29 protein-coding genes are annotated in these 19346 nt (G+C 38.4%); 17 read left to right on the forward strand and 12 right to left on the reverse strand.

Annotated features, from left to right (window positions below; translation table 11 throughout):
- Nucleotides 1-166: 166 nt before the first annotated feature.
- The 4 genes from QME58_06330 (at nucleotide 167) to leuD (ending at nucleotide 4341) form a co-directional block, all read left to right on the forward strand.
- Entirely contained in the window at nucleotides 167-1078 is a 912-nt protein-coding gene (locus QME58_06330) for a hydroxymethylglutaryl-CoA lyase (protein ID MDI6803447.1), read from the forward strand.
- Nucleotides 1079-1104: 26 nt separating this feature from the next.
- Entirely contained in the window at nucleotides 1105-2304 is a 1200-nt protein-coding gene (locus QME58_06335) for a CaiB/BaiF CoA-transferase family protein (protein ID MDI6803448.1), read from the forward strand.
- Nucleotides 2305-2537: 233 nt separating this feature from the next.
- Nucleotides 2538-3827, forward strand: a complete 1290-nt coding sequence (locus QME58_06340) for a 3-isopropylmalate dehydratase large subunit (GenBank protein MDI6803449.1) — start codon at nucleotides 2538-2540, stop codon at nucleotides 3825-3827.
- A gap of 1 nt (nucleotide 3828) precedes the next feature.
- Nucleotides 3829-4341: a 3-isopropylmalate dehydratase small subunit gene (gene leuD, locus QME58_06345; protein ID MDI6803450.1), complete on the forward strand. Its 513-nt coding sequence runs from the start codon at nucleotides 3829-3831 to the stop codon at nucleotides 4339-4341.
- 157 nt (nucleotides 4342-4498) lie between these two features.
- Here the strand turns inward: leuD and QME58_06350 are convergent, their stop codons facing one another.
- From QME58_06350 to QME58_06380, 7 genes are read right to left on the reverse strand one after another with little or no spacing between them, the layout of a single operon-like run.
- Nucleotides 4499-4627, reverse strand: a complete 129-nt coding sequence (locus QME58_06350) for a hypothetical protein (GenBank protein MDI6803451.1) — start codon at nucleotides 4625-4627, stop codon at nucleotides 4499-4501.
- Complete coding sequence (gene nuoF, locus QME58_06355) at nucleotides 4611-5909, reverse strand: NADH-quinone oxidoreductase subunit NuoF (GenBank protein MDI6803452.1); 1299 nt, start codon at nucleotides 5907-5909, stop codon at nucleotides 4611-4613. Before nuoF ends, QME58_06350 begins: the two co-directional genes overlap by 17 nt.
- Before the next feature lie 4 nt (nucleotides 5910-5913).
- On the reverse strand, nucleotides 5914-6378 hold the full coding sequence (gene nuoE, locus QME58_06360; protein ID MDI6803453.1) for an NADH-quinone oxidoreductase subunit NuoE: 465 nt from the start codon (nucleotides 6376-6378) through the stop codon (nucleotides 5914-5916).
- Between the two features lies 1 nt (nucleotide 6379).
- The gene (gene nuoD, locus QME58_06365; GenBank protein ID MDI6803454.1) at nucleotides 6380-7615 is read right to left on the reverse strand and encodes an NADH dehydrogenase (quinone) subunit D; all 1236 of its coding nucleotides are present in this window, start codon (nucleotides 7613-7615) and stop codon (nucleotides 6380-6382) included.
- A 12-nt stretch (nucleotides 7616-7627) separates the two neighbouring features.
- Nucleotides 7628-8119, reverse strand: coding sequence for an NADH-quinone oxidoreductase subunit C (locus QME58_06370; GenBank protein MDI6803455.1), 492 nt, complete (start codon nucleotides 8117-8119; stop codon nucleotides 7628-7630).
- 2 nt (nucleotides 8120-8121) lie between these two features.
- Nucleotides 8122-8616, reverse strand: a complete 495-nt coding sequence (locus QME58_06375) for an NADH-quinone oxidoreductase subunit B family protein (GenBank protein ID MDI6803456.1) — start codon at nucleotides 8614-8616, stop codon at nucleotides 8122-8124.
- A complete protein-coding gene (locus tag QME58_06380; protein ID MDI6803457.1) occupies nucleotides 8607-8963 on the reverse strand; it encodes an NADH-quinone oxidoreductase subunit A in 357 nt (118 codons plus the stop codon). Before QME58_06380 ends, QME58_06375 begins: the two co-directional genes overlap by 10 nt.
- Nucleotides 8964-9097: 134 nt before the next feature.
- Here QME58_06380 and QME58_06385 point away from each other — a divergent pair, with 134 nt between their 5' ends.
- Genes QME58_06385 through QME58_06445 form a run of 13 tightly spaced genes read left to right on the forward strand, consistent with a single transcriptional unit; the run spans nucleotide 9098 to nucleotide 14186 of the window.
- Entirely contained in the window at nucleotides 9098-9307 is a 210-nt protein-coding gene (locus QME58_06385) for a DUF2892 domain-containing protein (protein ID MDI6803458.1), read from the forward strand.
- A 1-nt stretch (nucleotide 9308) separates the two neighbouring features.
- A complete protein-coding gene (gene trxA / locus QME58_06390) occupies nucleotides 9309-9659 on the forward strand; it encodes a thioredoxin (protein ID MDI6803459.1) in 351 nt (116 codons plus the stop codon).
- Between the two features lie 12 nt (nucleotides 9660-9671).
- Nucleotides 9672-10139 (forward strand): Hsp20/alpha crystallin family protein, encoded by a 468-nt coding sequence (locus QME58_06395; GenBank protein ID MDI6803460.1) that lies wholly within the window; start codon nucleotides 9672-9674, stop codon nucleotides 10137-10139.
- Nucleotides 10140-10174: 35 nt separating this feature from the next.
- Nucleotides 10175-10837, forward strand: coding sequence for a thioredoxin family protein (locus QME58_06400; protein MDI6803461.1), 663 nt, complete (start codon nucleotides 10175-10177; stop codon nucleotides 10835-10837).
- Nucleotides 10838-10851: 14 nt separating this feature from the next.
- Entirely contained in the window at nucleotides 10852-11328 is a 477-nt protein-coding gene (locus QME58_06405) for a TlpA disulfide reductase family protein (GenBank protein MDI6803462.1), read from the forward strand.
- Nucleotides 11329-11353: 25 nt separating this feature from the next.
- Nucleotides 11354-12085, forward strand: a complete 732-nt coding sequence (locus tag QME58_06410) for a cytochrome c biogenesis protein CcdA (GenBank protein MDI6803463.1) — start codon at nucleotides 11354-11356, stop codon at nucleotides 12083-12085.
- On the forward strand, nucleotides 12082-12243 hold the full coding sequence (locus QME58_06415) for a YtxH domain-containing protein (protein ID MDI6803464.1): 162 nt from the start codon (nucleotides 12082-12084) through the stop codon (nucleotides 12241-12243). The genes QME58_06410 and QME58_06415 overlap by 4 nt, the downstream gene beginning before the upstream one ends.
- Nucleotides 12244-12262: 19 nt before the next feature.
- On the forward strand, nucleotides 12263-12694 hold the full coding sequence (locus tag QME58_06420; protein MDI6803465.1) for an OsmC family protein: 432 nt from the start codon (nucleotides 12263-12265) through the stop codon (nucleotides 12692-12694).
- Nucleotides 12691-12912, forward strand: coding sequence for a DUF1858 domain-containing protein (locus tag QME58_06425; GenBank protein ID MDI6803466.1), 222 nt, complete (start codon nucleotides 12691-12693; stop codon nucleotides 12910-12912). The genes QME58_06420 and QME58_06425 overlap by 4 nt, the downstream gene beginning before the upstream one ends.
- 25 nt (nucleotides 12913-12937) lie before the next feature.
- Nucleotides 12938-13171, forward strand: coding sequence for a zinc ribbon domain-containing protein (locus tag QME58_06430; protein ID MDI6803467.1), 234 nt, complete (start codon nucleotides 12938-12940; stop codon nucleotides 13169-13171).
- Nucleotides 13172-13179: 8 nt separating this feature from the next.
- Complete coding sequence (locus tag QME58_06435; protein ID MDI6803468.1) at nucleotides 13180-13395, forward strand: DUF6132 family protein; 216 nt, start codon at nucleotides 13180-13182, stop codon at nucleotides 13393-13395.
- Nucleotides 13396-13398: 3 nt separating this feature from the next.
- On the forward strand, nucleotides 13399-13785 hold the full coding sequence (locus QME58_06440) for a thioredoxin family protein (protein ID MDI6803469.1): 387 nt from the start codon (nucleotides 13399-13401) through the stop codon (nucleotides 13783-13785).
- Between the two features lie 11 nt (nucleotides 13786-13796).
- Nucleotides 13797-14186, forward strand: a complete 390-nt coding sequence (locus tag QME58_06445; protein MDI6803470.1) for a DUF302 domain-containing protein — start codon at nucleotides 13797-13799, stop codon at nucleotides 14184-14186.
- Nucleotides 14187-14191: 5 nt separating this feature from the next.
- On the opposite strand, the gene QME58_06450 is transcribed toward QME58_06445, so the two are convergent.
- From QME58_06450 to QME58_06470, 5 genes are all read right to left on the reverse strand, one after another.
- Complete coding sequence (locus QME58_06450; GenBank protein ID MDI6803471.1) at nucleotides 14192-14410, reverse strand: hypothetical protein; 219 nt, start codon at nucleotides 14408-14410, stop codon at nucleotides 14192-14194.
- 203 nt (nucleotides 14411-14613) lie between these two features.
- Nucleotides 14614-15897, reverse strand: a complete 1284-nt coding sequence (locus QME58_06455) for a hypothetical protein (GenBank protein MDI6803472.1) — start codon at nucleotides 15895-15897, stop codon at nucleotides 14614-14616.
- Nucleotides 15898-15917: 20 nt separating this feature from the next.
- The gene (locus tag QME58_06460) at nucleotides 15918-16475 is read right to left on the reverse strand and encodes a shikimate kinase (GenBank protein ID MDI6803473.1); all 558 of its coding nucleotides are present in this window, start codon (nucleotides 16473-16475) and stop codon (nucleotides 15918-15920) included.
- A complete protein-coding gene (locus QME58_06465; protein MDI6803474.1) occupies nucleotides 16475-17131 on the reverse strand; it encodes an OmpW family outer membrane protein in 657 nt (218 codons plus the stop codon). The genes QME58_06460 and QME58_06465 overlap by 1 nt, the downstream gene beginning before the upstream one ends.
- An 86-nt stretch (nucleotides 17132-17217) precedes the next feature.
- A complete protein-coding gene (locus QME58_06470) occupies nucleotides 17218-19293 on the reverse strand; it encodes a peptidylprolyl isomerase (protein MDI6803475.1) in 2076 nt (691 codons plus the stop codon).
- Between the last annotated feature and the right edge of the window lie 53 nt (nucleotides 19294-19346).

Raw genomic sequence — 19346 nt, forward strand, 5'->3', positions numbered from 1 at the left:
GACGATAAAATCTATAACACTAAACTTATATTTGAATTTTTGGAACTGCCCTATAACCAAAAATCTTAGTGAATCTTAGTGTCCTTTGTGTCTAAGTGGTTAAAAAGAAAACCACTAAGTCACGGAGATCACTAAGAACCACTAAGGAATATTTTAACTGCAAAAAATGCACAAAATCATCATACACGAAGTCGGCTTACGAGACGGGTTGCAAATGGAAAAGCAGGTCGTCCCGCTTGAGCATAAACTTAAATGGATTAATGGATTAATGGATTCGAGTGTGGATATTATCCAGATCGGCTCATTCGTCCATCCGGAAAAAGTGCCGCAGATGGCAGATACCGATAAACTATTTGCCGACCTTACAAAGAACAAGACAAGTAAAACAATTCTTTCGGGACTTGTTCTGAACGAAAAAGGTTTAGAGCGTGGTGAAAAATGCGGCGTTGAGATGTACTGCATGGGAGTTTCGGCAAGCGAAACACACAGCATGAAAAACACGGGAATGGGCATAGTTGAAGCAACTGAGCGGATTATTGCAACGGCAAAGCAAGCTGTGTCAGCCGGAAAAAAAATTCAGCTTTCTGTGCAGTCGGCTTTCGGCTGTGGATTCGAGGGACATGTTCCGCATGAGCGAGTGCTCGGCATTGTTCAAAAATATCTTGATGCCGGTCTGAAGAATATCTCACTCGCCGATACTGCCGGTCATGCGACTCCTGATCAAGTTGAGAAGGTGTATGAAGCAATCTTTAAACTCGATAGCTCCGTTGAAGCTACCTGCCATTTCCATAATACTTATGGAATGGGACTCGCCAATGTATATGCAGCAATGAAGATTGGTGTACAAAATTATGAATCGTCCATTGCCGGACTTGGCGGTTGTCCATTCACAAAAGTTGCAGCAGGAAATGTTTGCACTGAGGATTTCGTCCACGCGCTGCAGCGGATGGGTTTCAGAAAAGAGATTAATTTAGTAAAGTTGATTGACCTCGCGAAGGAATTTTCAGAATTCTTCAACCGCGAGATGCCGGGACTTGTGCATAAAGCAGGTTCCATTGTTGATGAACCACAATCTTGATGAATAATTATTTTTTGGAAATCTGAATGTCTCAAAAACTCCTCTCAAATATCCGCGTCCTCGATCTGACGAATGTCTTATCTGGACCGTTTGCAACACTACATCTCGCACTTCTAGGTGCTGAGGTCATCAAAATCGAAAATCCAACAGGGGGCGATCTCGCTCGTACGCTGGGATGTCTTCCTGAGTTAAATAAAAAACAAATGGGCACCAGCTTCCTTGCTCAGAACGCTAACAAGAAATCGGTTACACTCAATCTTAAATTTCCGGAAGGAAAAGAAATCTTCAAGAAATTGGTGAAAACTGCCGACGTGGTTGTGGAAAATTTTCGCCCGGATGTGATGGACAGGTTGGGAGTCGGGTATAACGCGCTGAAGGAAATCAACCCTAAAATTATTTATTGCGCCATATCGGGATTCGGAAAAGACGGACCCGATGCGATGAAACCTGCCTACGATCAAATCATTCAGGGTCTTAGCGGCGAGATGGCAATCAATGGCGATGAGAATTTGAACCCGTTGCGCGCCGGATTTCCGGTGTGCGATACAGTCGGTGGTTTGAATGCGGCATTTGCGATTATGGCTGCATTATATTACCGTGAGAAGATGGGTGAAGGGCAGTTCATAGACGTTGCGCTTCTCGATTCGATCATGCCACTGATGGGATGGGTGGCAGCAAATCTGCTCATCGGTGGTCAGCAGCCGGTGTTAATGGGCAACGATAATTTTACTGCCGCACCTTCTGGGGTTTTCAAGACGAAGGATGGTTATATTAACATAGCAGCGAACAAACAAGAGCAGTGGGAATCGGTTGCGGATGTGCTTGGTGTTCCTGAGTTGAAAACGGATACACGCTTTCAGGAACGCGATACGAGAAAGAAAAACCGAAAACTCCTCACACCATTATTGGAAGCAAAGCTCGTTGAACAGGAAACAAAATATTGGGTTGAAAAATTAAACGCAAACGATGTACCGTCAGGTGAAATTCTCAGTTTGGAAGATGCTCTTAATCAACCCCAAATCAAACATCGAGAGACGATAAAGTCGATTCACAGCGAAGGCATCGGCGACTTGAAGCTTTTTAACTTGACTGCAAAGTTTAGCAAGACTCCTGGTACGATCGATTCGCCGCCACCGAAGTTATCGGAACATACATTCGAAGTATTAAAGAGCGTTGGATACACAGAAGAAGAAATAAAAAGTTTTAAAGAAAAGAAAGTTATATAGAAATCAAATGAGAATACCGAAATTCAAAATACGAAACAATTTCAAATTTCCCAAAATACAAATCTGAAATACATTTATTTCAAAAGCAGTAATTTTTGATTTTCATTTTGGTTTTGATAATTAGGATTTGTTTCGAGCTTAGACTCGCCTGCCAAAGTACCGATGGAATCGGGACGGCGGGCAGGTATTCGGATTTCGTATTTTAACAAAGGAAAAAAGGAGTAAAATAATTTATGGCTATGACTTTAGTAGAAAAAATACTTGCAAAGGCAACAGGACAGTCATCGGTGAAAGCCGGTGATGTGCTGGAGCCGCTTGTTGATCTTGCAATGTCGCATGAGAATGCGGCATTGGTTATCAACCAATTCACTGAAATTTATAAGGATACCGGCATTTCTCTTAAAGTTTGGGATCCATCGAAGATTGCAATCATCTTAGATCATCGTGTACCTGCAGAAAGTTCGAAAACCGCGACAAACCAGCAGAAGATCCGCGACTTTGTGGGCAAACAGGGTATTGCTAAGTTTCACGACATTCGCGGCGATGAAGGCGGAATTTGCCATCAAGTTTTACCGGAGAACGGTTATGTCATTCCCGGGTCAGTTATTGTCGGCACAGATAGCCACACAACGAGTCATGGCGCACTTGGCACATTTGCTTTCGGTATCGGTGCAACAGAGATGGCAAGTGTGTGGACTCTTGGAACGGTTCTCAACGTTGAAGTTCCGGGAACAATAAAAGTGTATGTCAATGGGAAGTTTCCATCAGGAGTTTATCCAAAAGATTTAATTCTTTATTTGATTGGAAAATTAACTGCCGAAGGTGCGAACTTTAAAGTGCTCGAATTTCATGGCGAGACAATTAATAATATGAGCACTTCCGGTCGCTTAACACTTTCAAATATGTCGGTAGAAGCAGGCGCCACATCGGGAATTGTTCCAGCTGATGAAGAAACACTGCGATACTTGCTTGAAGAAGCGTTCGTTGGATATAAGGGTGAACTTTTAAAACCCGATATTGATGCAAAATATGATCAAGTAATTGAAATTGATGTTTCCAAACTCAATCCCCAAATCGCATGTCCACACACAGTGGATAACGTGAAACCAATTTCAGAAATTATAAATGTAAAAGTAAATCAAATTGTTATCGGTTCTTGCACAAACGGTCGGTTGGATGATTTAGAAGTAGCAGCGAAAATATTAAAAGGTAAAAAAGTTGCCAAGGATGTACGGATGTTAGTATTTCCAGCATCGTGGAGAATTTATAGAGAAGCTCTCAAACGAGGTTACATCGCTGAACTAATGGACGCAGGAGCCGTTATAATGAATTCCAATTGTGGATGTTGTCTCGGTGTTCATCAGGGCGCGTTAGCGGATGGCGACATCTCACTCTCTACAACTAATAGAAACTTTAAAGGCCGACAGGGAAATCCAAATTCAGAAGTTTATCTTTGCTCAGCCGCGGTTGCCGCAGCAAGTGCAATCACAGGAATTATAACAGATCCGAGAGGAGTAAATTAATATGTCACATCATACATCAAAAGTTGTAGCAATACTACCAAACGATATCTCAACAGACATCATTTATCCCGGCAGATTCATGGCAACGGTACTCCCAACCGAAACACCGCAATACTGTTTTGCCGATATGGTGGAACTAAATAAGCGATTGAAGAACAAAGAAATTCCACAAGGCAGTGTGATAGTTGCGGGGACAAATTTCGGATGCGGGTCATCGCGTGAACAAGCAGTATCAACAATTAAAGGATACGAGATCGTTATTGTTGCGAAGGGATTTGCTCGAATATTTTTGCAGAATTCTGTAAACCTCGGTTTAAAAACTGTTATTTGCCCGGCAATCGAAGCATCTGAAGGTGACGAGTTGGAAGTTCTTCCCGATAAAGTTGTAAATCACACCAAAGGCAAATCATTCCCGGTTGAACCGTTGCCAAAAGCCCGGCAAGCGATAGTAGACGCGGGTGGATTGATTGCATACACAAAAAAAAGGTTGTTAGAAAAATATCCAAATCGATAGTTTGAAATTATTGAATGGAGCTTTGTGAGCTTTCCGAACTAAGCGAAACGTGAAGTCTTAGACGTATGGTGAGCCTGTCGAACCAAACGGTATTGCTAATGGTCAATGGTGATTGGTTAATTGACAATTTACAATTAGCTATAGTTCGATAATCTCCCTATGTAACGATGACGCTAAACGAAAGAAGTCCGCTGAAGCGGACTAAATATCCCCAGACCGATTCATCGGTCTTTTTTTTATCAGCGTATCCATTTATGGATATGCGAGATTCAAACCTCCACCACATGCGGAGCTTTTACAGGTTGCCGCTGAATTGGTTCTTTGCGTGCTCTCTTCTCGAATTCATTCCTGAATTTTTTAATCACACTTTGCACAGGCCAAGCGGCAGCATCGCCGAGAGCACAAACAGTGTTACCCTCAATATTGTTGGCTACATCGAGGAGCAAATCAACATCACTCATAGTTCCGTTCCCGTTAAGGAATCTCTCTAAAATCTTTTCCATCCAACCGCAACCTTCGCGGCAAGGAGTGCATTGTCCGCAAGATTCATGGTGATAAAAATGAACAAGTCGTTTTAAAACTTTCAGGACATCTGTATCCTCATCCAACACAATTACACCACCTGTGCCGATAGCAGAACCGGCAGCTTTGAGCGATTCTAAATCCATCCGAACTCCATCTAACTCATCACTCAATAACCACGGCACAGAAGAACCACCGGGAATTACGGCTTTTAGTTTTTTACCGTCTTTGATTCCACCGGAAAATTTGTAAATTAAATCTGTGAGTAGTACACTCGTTGGAAGTTCATAAACTCCGGGTTTGTTGACGTGACCGCTAATTCCAAATAAAATGGTACCAGGATGTCTCGAGTCGCCGATTTTTGAAAACCACTCTCCTCCATTCAAAATAATAGATGGTATGCACGAAAGAGTTTCAATATTATTTACGTTCGTCGGATTACCCCACAGTCCTGATTGAGCCGGGAATGGTGGCTTGACACGCGGGTAGCCACGCTCGCCTTCGATTGAATTCATTAGCGAAGATTCTTCGCCGCAAATATAAGCACCCGCTCCCCGATGAATGTAAATATCGGTGCTATAATTTTTTCCTAAAATATTTTTCCCAATGTAATTTTTGTCGTAAGCTTCATCAATTGCTTGTTGAAGTATATCTATCCACTTTTTGTATTCACCCCGAATGTAAACATAGGTTGCATTAATTCCCATAGCATAACTTGCTATCAAGCATCCTTCTATAAAAAGGTGAGGATTGAATTCAAAAATTTGTCTGTCTTTAAAAGTTCCGGGTTCTCCTTCATCGCCATTAGCACAAAGGTATTTTGGCTTCTCGTTCGATTTGGGCATAAAACTCCACTTCAATCCGGTCGGGAAAGCAGCTCCTCCGCGACCGCGTAATCCGGATTTTTTAACTTCATCTATCACCTCGTCGGGCTTCATTTCAAATATTTTCCTCAAAGCCGCATAGCCGTTGTGCTGTTGGTAAATTTCGAGTCTGTGGAGATTAAGAATCTCGGGAAGTAATATCTTTATGGTAGATTCTGACATAGTATTATTTTAGTTTTGAAATAATATCATCTATTTTTTCGAGTGTGAGATTTTCAAAATAATCATTATTAATTTGCATTGCCGGGGCGGTTCCGCAGGAACCTAAACACTCAACTTCGGAAATTGTAAAATTTCCATCTTTACTAATCTCGCCTTTTGAAACATCTAACTTCTTGCATAAATGGGCTACAAGTTTTTCGGAACCCAAGAGCTGACACGAAATATTTGTGCACACTTGAATATGAAATTTTCCCACCGGCTTTTTATTATACATCGTGTAAAATGAAGCAACTCCATAAACATGATTGTATGGAATGTTCAGCAATACGGAAATGTATTTCATAAACGCTTCCGAGACCCATCCGAATTGTTCTTGAGCCATCCACAATGCCGGCAGTGTTAACGACTTAGTGTTCGGATATCGTCCTTTTAATGTTTCTACCTTTTTTAAATTTTCTTCTGTCAACATTTTACTTGTCTGCTTCTCCCATAACCGGGTCGATGCTGCCGATAATAGCTACAACATCCGAGATAAGATGTCCTTTTAACAAAACCGGTAATGCTTGTATATTTATAAATGAAGGTGAATGAATTTTTAAACGCCACGGTGCACCCTCTCCGAGACTTGATATATAAAATCCTAATTCACCTTTTGAATTTTCAATCGCTTGATAAACTTCACCGACGGGCGGATTGATTCCAAAATTTATCAGCATGAAATCGTGTATAAGTTCTTCCATCTTTCCGTAGATACGTTCTTTCGAGGGCAAAACTTTTTTTGGTAGTGCCGCATTAACAGGACCCTTTGGAATTTTTTCAAGTGCCTGACGAATTATTTTAACACTCTGTTTCATTTCTTCCATACGAATATAAAACCGTGCTATGGCATCGCCATCGTCGTAAGTCGGAATATCAAAATCGAATTCATCGTAAATGAGATACGGTTCGTCTCGACGTAAGTCGTGAGCCACACCCGATGCCCGAAGATTCGGACCAGTTAAGCCCATAGCGATTGCGTCGTGTTTTGAAATTACTCCTACACCTTCGCATCTTTGTATAAAGATACGGTTTTTAAAAAGTAAACCTTCGACATCTTTTATTTTTTCGGGGAATTGATCAAGGAAATTTTTCAGCATTGCAATGGCTTCATCCGACATATCCTGAGCCAACCCGCCGATGCGTGTGAAACTTGTTGTGAACCGAACTCCGGTAAAAACATCCTGTATATCCTGAAGTTTTTCCCTTTCTCTGAAGCCCCACAACAAAACTGTAAGCGCCCCCACATCCATTGCAGTTGAACCCATTGCAACAAGATGGGACATAATGCGAGCCATTTCGGCAATGATAACTCGGATAAACTGGGCTCTTCGTGGAACCTTGATGCCGGCTAATTTTTCGACTGCTAAAACATAAGCAACATTGTTCGCTAAAGGCGAAAGATAATCTAACCTGTCGGTATGCGGTATGTATTCGTGGTAAGTCATATTTTCCGCGAGTTTTTCGTAACCGCGGTGTAGATAACCAACTTCCGGAACTGTTCCGAGAATGGTTTCTCCATTTAAACGAATCAGTAAACGTAAAACGCCGTGTGTAGCCGGATGTTGAGGCCCCATATTCAAGATCATATCATTCTCAAGAGGGTCATCAAAATATACACTTACATCCTGATTCTCGAGTGCTTGCAGTATTTTACTTTTTGTATTCATAGTTTAAAAAAATTATTTTCGTGGAAGAGGAATTGAACCGGGTATGCCCATTAATGGGAACTCTTTTCTTAGCGGGAAATACTCAAAATCCTCAGGCATATAAATTCTTCGCAAATCAGGATGACCATCGAATATAATTCCGAAAAAATCATAAACCTCTCGCTCGGGCCAATTAGCTCCGGGCCATATATCAACAACAGAAGGGATATTCAAATCCGTTTCTTGCAATTTTGTTTTTAATAAAAATCGAAAATTATTTTTTATTGAATAAAGATTATATACTAACTCGAATCTAAAGTCTGCCCTTTGATAATCAACGCCAATTACATCTTTGCACATATCGAAATAGAGATCGAAATCGCCCCGTAGGAAAGTACAAATTTCTTTTATCTTTTCCTTTGCAACTGTAATGGTGAGAGTTCCCTGAAACTCGACTACAGATTCGATACTCATTCCGTAGTTCTCCTTTAATTTTTCAATTAGTTTTTGTTTGATCTTTTCCATTGTCAGTTTTGGATAATAATTTTTTGAGAATCGCCCGGTTTTTCGTTTCGTGCAATTTTTTTCTGTAATTCGATAAGGGCATTTAAAACATTCTCAGGACGCGGTGGGCAACCGGCGACATAAATATCTACCGGTATAAATAAATCGATACCTTGAACAACAGAGTATGACCTGTACATACCGCCCGAAGAAGCACAAGCCCCCATCGACATAACCCATTTGGGTTCGGGCATTTGGTCGTATATTTTTCTCACAACTTTTGCCATTTTATAAGTTACTGTTCCTGCTACAATCATTAAATCGGATTGACGCGGCGAAAAGCGGAACACTTCCGAACCAAAACGGGAAACGTCAAATCGTGGTCCGGCAAACGACATCATCTCTATAGCGCAACACGAAATTCCCATCGGCATAGGCCATAACGAATTTTTACGTGACCAATTTAACAATGTATCTAATTTTGTTGTAAAAAAACCATCTTTATCCATTAGTCCCATTTCAAGGCACCTTTCTTCCAAATGTAATAATACCCAAGCATCAAAATAAAAAGAAATACAAACATCTCAATAAATCCAAAAAGTCCTAACTGGCGGAAGTTAACTGCCCAAGGATACATGAAGACAATTTCGATGTCGAATATTATGAACAACATAGCGACAAGGAAAAATTTTACTGAAAAACGTTCGTGGGCTGTTCGCACCGGCTCCATTCCGCTCTCGTAAGTTGTTTGTTTTTCTTCGGTAGGTTTTTTAGGACCGAACCATTCGTTCACTCTCGTCATCACTAGTGCAAAGATAGTAGCAAACGTGAGGATTATTGCCAAAGGTATGTAATTATCCATCATTTTGAGTTTTCTAATAATTTGCTTCAAATTTATTGAAATTAAATTAGAAAATCAAACTTTTAAGTTTGAATCCTATCGAATTTCATTGCATCCAATTAAGTGAATTCAAAAAACCAAAAGAAAGGATTCAAAAAATGACTAAAAATATAGGAAGTATAGATAGAGTTTTAAGACTCATATTAGGTTTAGTATTATTAGGTTTGTATTTCTTCGGTCCACAAACAACCTGGGGACTCTTAGGTATTATTCCAATTATCACCGCTTTAATCGGTTGGTGCCCGGTTTATGTACCATTTAAAATATCAACAATCAAAAAATTAAATGAAAAAAAAGAAAGTAAATAATATGAATAAAAATATTTTAACAGCAACAGATCAAAATTTTCAAAAAGAAGTTTTACAATCTGAATTACCGGTGCTTGTAGATTTCTGGGCGCCGTGGTGTGGACCCTGCCGTATGGTAGCTCCCATGGTCGAACAATTAGCCGATGAGTATGCGGGCAAATTTAAAGTTGCCAAATTGAACACTGATGAAAATAATGCAGTAGCGTCTAATTATGGAATTATGAGTATTCCAACTTTAGGAATATTTATGAACGGCAAATTAGTCGATGGTGTTGTGGGCTCTGTCCCTAAACATGTGTTAGCCGGTAAATTAGATGAGTATGTAACAAAAGCTAAAACAGCTGCCAACTAAATGGAGTTCATTATGCACAATCAAAACAAACAGAACGGCCAGCTTCATTTACACCGGCGACGAAACTTTTCCCCTGCTCAAGAATTACTGCATCGGCTATATCCGGATTTGCCCGATTATAATTATGCTGATAGAGTCGAGAAAAAAAATGATGCCGATTGGATCCCCGATGTTGATATATCGGAAAACAGTAATTCACTCGATATTAATATAGATTTACCCGGCGTAGAAAAAGAACAGATCAGTTTAAAAATTGAAAATAGCGTACTTGTTCTACAAGGTGAACGGCATTCAGAATTTACCAGCAAATCTGATCGGAATTATTGCTGCGAACGAAAATATGGTAAGTTCATTCGATACATCGAACTCCCTGAATCCTTAAATTTGGATAGCGTGAACTCCGAATTCAAAAACGGAGTTTTAAAAATTGCATTCACAAAAATATTAACAAATAAAAACAAGAATATTGATATTTTATAATTATGAATATTTTTGTAAATTGATAACGGAATAATATGACAATCATAAAAGAAAAAGATCGACAAGAAATTAAAAAGAGGTTCGAAGAACTCGAAGGTAACGTTAGGTTATTGTTCTTCACACAAGAATTGGAGTGCCAATTCTGCCGCGAGACCGGACAGTTGCTTAGCGAGGTTGCGGAGTTATCCGATAAAATAAAACTCGAAACATACAATCTCGTTACCGACAGAGCGATTGCTGATAAATATAGCATAACCAAAATACCGGCAACAGTTGTGATGAGCGACGAAAAAGATTACGGCATTCGTTATTTCGGTATTCCATCGGGTTACGAGTTTGCTTCTCTATTAGAATCTATAGAAATGGTTTCGACTGGTAAAACACAGTTGAGCGAAGGAGTAATAGAAAAAGTAAAACAAATCGACAAGCCGGTGCATATTCAAGTTTTCGTAACGCCGACTTGTCCCTACTGCCCCCCCGCTGTTCTTATGGGGCATGCATTAGCTCTGTTGAACGATAATATCAAAGCCGAAATGATAGAAGCTACTGAATTCCCTGAGTTAGCGAACAAGTATAATGTTCGTGGTGTCCCACGAATTGTAGTTAACGAAGACCAACACTTCGAGGGTGCACTCTCCGAACAGCAATACCTTGAAGAAATTTTACAGGTAGTTGAATCACATTCATTACAAAACTAATAGGAATAATAAAAATGAAATCAATTTTTGCTTATATAATATTAACTGTCTTGCTCATTTCCTTTACAGCATTTTCAAACAACAAAATTGCACCGAATTTTAATCTAACCGATTTGAACGGCAAGCAAGTGAAATTATCCGATTATAAAGGTAAAGTCGTGTTTTTAAATTTCTGGGCAACGTGGTGTCCACCCTGCAAAAAAGAAATCCCTGATTTCATCGAGTTGCAAAAGAAATATTCGAACCAAGAGTTCACTTTCATCGGCATAGCCCTTGACGATTACCAAAGCGTTGTTCGTTTTGTAAAAGATAATAAAATTAACTATCCTGTTGTTATTGGAGACGAAGCATTAGTCAAACAATACGGCAACATTCGTGGTATTCCGACTTCTTTTTTAGTTGGCAAAGATGGAAAAATAGTACAGCGTTACGAAGGTTTTCGGACGAAGGAAGTATTCGAAAAAGATATTAAATTTCAAATTCAAAAATAAAAATCACTAACTAATAATTTAACTTATGGAATCAGTAGGTATTTTTACAGCTTTTCTTTTCGGACTCCTCTCGTTCGCTTCACCCTGTGTGCTGCCGATTATTCCGGGATATCTTTCTTTTATTTCCGGGCTTTCTCTCGATCAGATGCAGTCGGGAAACAAAAAAGAGAACATGAAAAAGATTTTAACCAACTCGGTTTTTTTCGTTCTTGGCTTTTCAACAGTCTTCATTGCACTTGGTGCCTCGGCTACATTCATCGGACAATTTCTGTTATCTAATTTAGATATAGCAGGCAAAATAGCAGGCGTTTTTTTGATACTTTTAGGCATTCATCTTACCGGAATATTTAAATTAAAATTCCTTCAATTCGAAAAGCGTATTCATACAAATAAAAAATCCTTTGGTGTCATCGGGTCGTTCCTGGTTGGATTAGCTTTCGCATTTGGTTGGACTCCTTGCATAGGTCCGATACTAGCCGGCATTTTAACTATTGCAAGTCAGCAGGAAACTGTATATCAGGGAATCGGATTATTAACTGCATATTCACTCGGATTGGGGATTCCGTTTTTAATTGCTGCCCTCAGTATAAATGCATTCTTTTCAGTTTTTCACAAGGTTAAACGTTACTTCCGTGTTATTGAAATCGTGAGTGGTGGTTTGTTAGTGTTGGTTGGAATTCTGATGGTAACCGGTTCGTTAGCTGTTATTGCGAGTTACTTAACACGGTGGCTGCCGTTCTTAGGTGATCTCGGATGATTGCATACGGAATAATTGGAGCAGCGGTTGGTGCAGCGGCAGGTTTTTTTATCGGAAAATATTTTAGTAAGATTGGCGGTTTCTGTCCAATACTTTGTAAACCAAAAGTAAGTACAATTTATTTTGCAGTAATTGGTTTTCTAATAGGATATAAATAAACAAAAAGAGAGAAACACAATGGCAACCAAAAAAGCTATCGTAAAAAACATTCAAGGTGTAACCTTTTTAGGCAAAGCCGATTCAAACCACTGGGTAACTATGGATGGTCCCGAAGATTTCGGCGGAAGTAATGCCGGAACACGTCCTAAGGAGTTAATCCTGCTTGCGCTCGGTGGGTGCACCGGAAGCGATGTAGCAGCAATTTTACGGAAAAAACGAACTAACCTGAAAAATTTTTTTATGAACATCGAAGCTGAAGTATCGGATGAGCATCCACAGGTTTACACAAAGATTAATTTAGAATATGTTTTTGAAGGCAAAGCGATTGAGCCGAAAGATGTTGAACGTGCTATCGAGCTTTCGCTTTCAAAATACTGTTCCGTTACTCACATGCTTCGTAAGTCAGTAGAAATTAACCATACTTATAAAATTGTAGAACTAACAGATTGATAAAGATAAAAAAGAATATTTCTATAGAAGAATTAGTAATATTACTCCCAGAATCGGTCAGTTATTTGATGCGTAAGGGAATAAAATGTTTAGCATGCGGTGATCCGATTTGGAGGACTTTAGAATCTGCTTCGAAGGAAAAAGGTTTCAACGAACAAGCGATAGAAGAATTTGTAAAAGATTTAAATAATTTAAAAGCAATTAAAGTTAAAAATTAAAAATACAGAAGAAGGAATTCATTCAATGCCAGTTTACGATTACAGGTGTACAAAATGCGAAAAGACTTACGATATTTTTCATAAAGGTTCCGAAATACTCGATAACGTCGTTTGCCCGAAATGCAGCAGCACGGAATTTAAAAAATTATTTTCTGCCCCAATGGTAAAAATGGGTTCTTCCGATTCTTCGTGCGACACTTGTCCAGCTGATTCAGCTCCTTCGTACGGCGGTTGCTCAAGCGGAATGTGCGGATTGTAAGAATTAAGATGAAAAAATTAATTCAAAATTTGAAGGCTAATACATGGCTATTGCGAATCGGACTTCCCGTTCTCGGTGCACTCGGTGGTTATGCTTATTATCATTTCATCGGCTGTTACTCAGGAACTTGTCCGATTACAAGCAATCCATTAATTAGTACACTTTATGGTGGGGTTGTCGGTTTACTTTTTATACCACGCAAGAAAAAGCAACAGCCAATATAAAAAATGGATATTGTTTTAATAATCGTTGTAAACATTGTTTTACTTTTTATAGTTTTACAATTTCTTATGATACGTAAATCTAAATCGCAAAAAGGAAAGCTCATCGACAATGTTGACGGAGTGATCGGAGAAGCTATTAGCAAACATCAAAATCTATTAATTTATTTTTGGGGTCCCGGTTGCGCGGCTTGTCGACCCCAAACTAAAATTATTGATGACCTAAGACGAACGAATGATAACATACTCTCTTTTGATATTGCGAAGGAGCTAACCACTACGCGTAAATTAGGTATTATGGCAACTCCAACAATCTTAGTTATAAAAGATAAAGTAATCGAAGAAGTGTTGATTGGGGCTCAAAAAGCTGAGAAACTGCGAAAGTATTTATAATGGAATAGTGGATGAGTATGCAATTAGGAATTACAAAACAAGTAGATTTATCGTTTGATGAAGCGATTAAGAAGGTTACTGATGAATTGCAGAAGGAAGGATTCGGTGTTCTAACAACGATCGATGTTAAAGAAACAATTCAACAAAAGCTCAATCTAAATTTCCGGAAATATACAATCCTTGGTGCATGCAATCCTACCTTTGCGCATCAAGCTCTTGAAATTGATGACAGCATCGGATTGCTGTTACCTTGCAATATAGTTATTCAAGAAAAATCGGGTAAAACCGAAATCTCGATATTCAATCCCTCGCTTATCACAAACTTTTTTCAGGACGATCATTTTGAAAAAATGTCAGTAGAATTACGGGGACTGATCAACAGAGTTCTTCAGCACTTATGATATTCTTAATGTAGGCAGATCAGCTTGCTCGTCTTTGGCTGGTTTTCTCGACCGATAAAACGGGAGCCGATTCTCTCTACGAGAACGTAGTCCGTCCACCTACGAATACTATCTAATCCGATAGTAACCCATCCTAGCACGACCGATTCGGATTTGTTCCACAATCCACATCTCGGGAATGTATCTTGAACTTGGAAGCCGATTTCCATTATTGTCTGTTTCATCCCATGTAAAAAAACTATTGTACTGTCAACTTTTTTAAACGACAGTAAACCCTGCAGGATTAATGACTACCTCATCCTTATTGATTATAAGTATTTTGGCTGGCATCGATGATTATAGAAATTTCAGGATTCTCTGATAGTGGCGAAACAACTAAATCCGTTTTCTTGCAGATTGTAACCCAGAGTGCAAATAAGCAGACAAATTAAAAATTATAAATAATCATTAGCCGATTAAATATTGGATTTAAATCGGTTTGTTGTATTCCAGCAAAACCGGAGAACAACAAATGATTTTGGCTCCCATAATTAAAATTATAAATCAAATTAAAATTATCAAAGTTATATTCTAATCCTGTCGTTATAGTCGGAATAAAAGTACTATGTGAAGGTTTAATATAATATTTTACGGTATCATACTTACCTTCATAATTACCTTGGTACTTGTAATATTCAAATCCAAATCGACATTGCAATTCGTCAGTTAGATTAACCTGAACACCCGATTTTAAACTCCAGTTCATAAATGTGTATTTAGATTTTTGATAATAAGAACCATACTCCTTTGGTTTATACTCATATATCAACCAAGCGGGTTCGATTGAAACTTCTGAAGCTAACATTATCACACCCGATTGGAAAATTCCACCAACTCCAAATTTTAGACTATATCCATCATAGGGGTCCATCTTTTTTTTATCTAAAGTGAATGTCCCGCCTATCAGGAGTGCATCATTTAATTTATGCTTATAGTCAGATTGGAATACCCAACCTTTTGTCATATCAAAAAATAATAATTCTCTTTCCGATTGATAAAAACTCAACAACAGAGACAATTTATCAACATCATTTATTTTCATGTTTAAACCTCCCCGAACGATCAAATCATCAGTTTTACTGTGTTCATCAGGGTTTACAAAGTTTGTGGATTTTTCTTTGAAGGTATTTTTATCCACTCCTAATCCAAATGAAACCCAATCGCTAAATTCGTACGACATAAAGGCAGCAAACGGATAACCCGTTTCTTTTGATTCAAATTTATAGACATTTCTCTGATAGCCTTCTTCAACCTGCTCCGATTTAAATTCGGTCGATTGATAAGATATCTTACCTCCGATTAAAAACCTATCAAGTCTAAATATCCCCCCGATTGGACTTGATAAATGTGTATAACGCTGTTCATTGTGTGTAATATTGTAAAGCGATGGAGACAGTCGCTGTTCAAACTCGTTCTTCACCAATGTATGCGAAAGAGATAAAATTGTAAGATTATTTTTGATGAGATTACTTTTGGCTGGATTTATGAAAACATCCCGAATCGGATCATCTACAATGAATGCCAGACGACCCATCCCATCAGACCTTGAATTAATATCGAATGTCGGTTTAATTTGTAGGAAGGGAAATAATGATAGCTCGATGAACTGGGCATTAAGAATGTTACTGACTAACATTAAATTTAGAAATAAAATAAACATACGTCGTTGCATAAATTACACCATTTTTGTTATTATAATTCGATTAGCGGTTTTATTCTTTTAATTATCTCATCGACAGTAACTCCAACTGGTTTGTTGTCGGTTAAAAAAGTTAAATCGGATTGTTGATAAAAAGGTTCTCTGGTTTCCATCAACATCTTTATTTTGTCCTTCAATTCAGAATCACGCAGCCACTTTCTGTCCTTATCCATAAATACCGGTCTGTCGGTTTTATAACGTAAACGTTTAAATATATTTTCCGAACCTGATTTTAGATAGAGCAGCAATCCGTTGGATTTTATAATCTTCAAATTTTTCGGATTAATAATTGTTCCCCCGCCCAAAGAAATTACATGACGCGGTAGTTTGCTTATTTCTGAAAGCACTTGTGTTTCTAATTCACGAAAATATGACTCGCCGAGTTCTGCAAATATTTCAGTTACTTTTTTACCCGATCTTGTCTCAATCTCTTTATCGATATCGGTATAAGCATAGCCCAAAGTATTTGCAACAATCAGACCGATTGTGCTTTTACCGCCAGCCATAAAGCCGGTAAAATAAATTAAATCTTTTTTAATTTGTACTTTCATCAAAAAGTAAAAACAATTCCTAATTCTACAATCATCCCATCAACATTAACTTGCGAAACGAACGACTTCTCATCAAAATCTGAAGCTACGAATTGATTAGTTGTTCTAAAATATAAATCGCGGAATTTAAGTTGCGACCGGAGAATAAAATAATCATAAACTGAATAGTCAATTCCACCTAATACATGGATGCCGAATCCGGATTTTTTATCAATCAAATGAGCTTTCAAATTATTTAAAGAATATTTTCTCTCTCCAAAATATAAGCCACCTCCGGTTCCCATAAAAATGGAAATATTCGAATTTGTAATTGGAATATAAAAATATCCGGATATCTCTACCGGAATCGCAGTGAAACAATCTTCAGTTTTTTGCAAATCGTTTTTTTGAGCTTTGCTGATGTAATCGACAGATAGTCCTAATTGAATTTTTGCACTCGACAAATTAACGCGGAAATCTACACCTCCCCCATAAATGTTTTCTATCAGAAGATGTTTACTTCGCAATATAAAATCGGATGCGTTGGGATATAAGTATATTTTGGATGAAGTAATATATAAACCCTTCAAAAATATTGAAGACTTATAATCTTTTGCATGGACATTTCCAGCGCAGAGTATCAGCAATAAACTTAGATATGCGATTCTTTTTTTCATCGATACTTTAAATAAAAAAAAGACCGACTAAAATTTTGTTATTAAACTCAATGTTAGTCGGTCTCATAATTTGTGTTTCTATTTATCTATCTGAAATATAAATCCCGGTTATCTTTTATCTCAGCATTCTTCCTTAATTGTTCCAACCATTCACTGAGGAATTGACTTTTCTTTGTCTGTAAAATTTGTGTTGATAGCATTTCCTTTTGAGCTTTATAGGCAGTCGAATCAATTTCAACACGCTCGGTCAGTTTTGCGATGTAATAACCACGTAATCCTTCGAAAGGCTTTGAAACCTCGTTCAGCTTCAACGATAGCAAACTTCCAATAAGCATCATATCCCTACCGATACCCGGAACTCCACCACCCGGTGTGAACTGTCCGGTTGATTGAATAACAAGGTCTGGATTCTGTTGAGTCAAATTACTCAATGGATCGCCGGACTGTAATTGTTTTCTGTAATCGCTTACTTTGTTTTTCAGCAGTTGCATTTTTTTATCACGAAGCACGCGAGGACGAATACTTTCTTTCAATTCTGCCAATGGTCGTATTCCCTCTCTCTTCACTTCGGAAATCATAAACACCCCGTACCCTTCAGTCAGAGGAAGCACATCGCTAATGGTTCTAAGTTTTTTCTCAAAAGCAAATCGATTTACTGAAGGATGATTTCCAATACCGGGTATTATTCCTTGTTCACCGAATGAAGGTGTTTCGATAATTTCATAATTTGCAACTTCGGCTTCTTTAATAAAATCGTTTTCTTCCGCTAAATATTTAAAATCCTGGGCGTTTTGGTAAATAGCACTGCGGGTTTCGGAACTTACACGAACTGGAATTGCGATGTCGGCAATTTTAAGTTCGCGCTTGCTTTTGCCTGTTACCTTAATAATATGATAACCAAATTGTGTTCGTACCAAACCTGTGATTTGGTTTATCAGAGTTTTATAACAAGCCTCTTCGAACTGTTTAACCATTCTTCCTTTACCGAACCAACCTAAGTCGCCACCCTTTACCGCTGAGCCCGGATCTTGCGAATACTTTTCAGCTAATTTTGCAAAATCTTCGCCTGAGCGAATTCTATTTAAAACATCTTTGGCTTCCGTTAAAACTTTAGCGCTGTCGGCACCCTGAATCGAAAATAAGATATGGCTTGCTTTTACAAAATCTTCGGTACCGGTTTTTTCTTCCAAGATTTTTATTAAATGATATCCATCGTGGTCAGCGAAAGGTTCCACGATGTCGCCCACTTTAGCTGAGAATATTTTATCGGCTTTTACAGGAGTTAGATCGGATGGTTTGTAAAAAATATCAGTAGTCTGGTTTTCGGTGTATGTACTGAGGAGGTCCATAAAATCAGCCCCCGCTGCTGCGCGGCGTAGAACGTCATCCAATTCGGCAACCACAGAGAGAGTATCTTTTGAGGAAGGCTTTTCGATAAACTTAACATATTTAAGTTTTCGAGTTGCTTCAACTTTATACTCGGTTGAATTTTCGTTATAAAATTTTTCAATATCTGAATCGGTAACGTTAGCTTCCTCATCAGTAACAAATTTATTTGGATCGAAGAAAATATATTCGGCTCCTAATTTCAAATTTTGTTCTGCGAACTTTTGGAAGATTTCCGATTCGGATACACGAACACCAGCCAAGATTATACTTTGAAGTTTTTCCTGCATCCTCTGCTTTTTCAGTCCTTCTTCTACACGTATCCAGATTTCCTTATTACGAGGATCGGAAATAGCTGATTCGTAAGCTGCACGGTTGAAATTTCCAACTGAGTCAACAAACTGACGGTGTAAGAATTCTGGTGGATTTTCGCCCTTTACCCAATCGATTATTTCTTGGTCAGGAACTTCAATTCCCAATCGTTGAATTTCTTCATCGATTAATGTTTGCGTAACCAGAGAGTTCCAAACCTCATCGCGTATTCGATTCAATTCGTTTTCATCAGGTTCTTTTCCGGTTTGAGTTTTCTGTTGTTCAGACCGTTCTCTTACGAGTTCAACGAACTCTTGATAATTAATATTTCGATTGTTGATTACCCCCACGTATTCTTGTCGTTGTGAAGATAGCCCGAGGTAATCCATACCCCATTCAAAGATGATGGTTAAAATGAAAGCGAAAACAAGAAAAATAATAATCGCTGGCATGTTATCGCGCATTCGAGTCATTAATGGCATATACTAAAATGTCTCCTTATAATGATATTATTGTT

Source organism: Bacteroidota bacterium, assembly GCA_030017895.1.
Taxonomy (GTDB): domain Bacteria; phylum Bacteroidota; class Ignavibacteria; order UBA10030; family BY39; genus JASEGV01.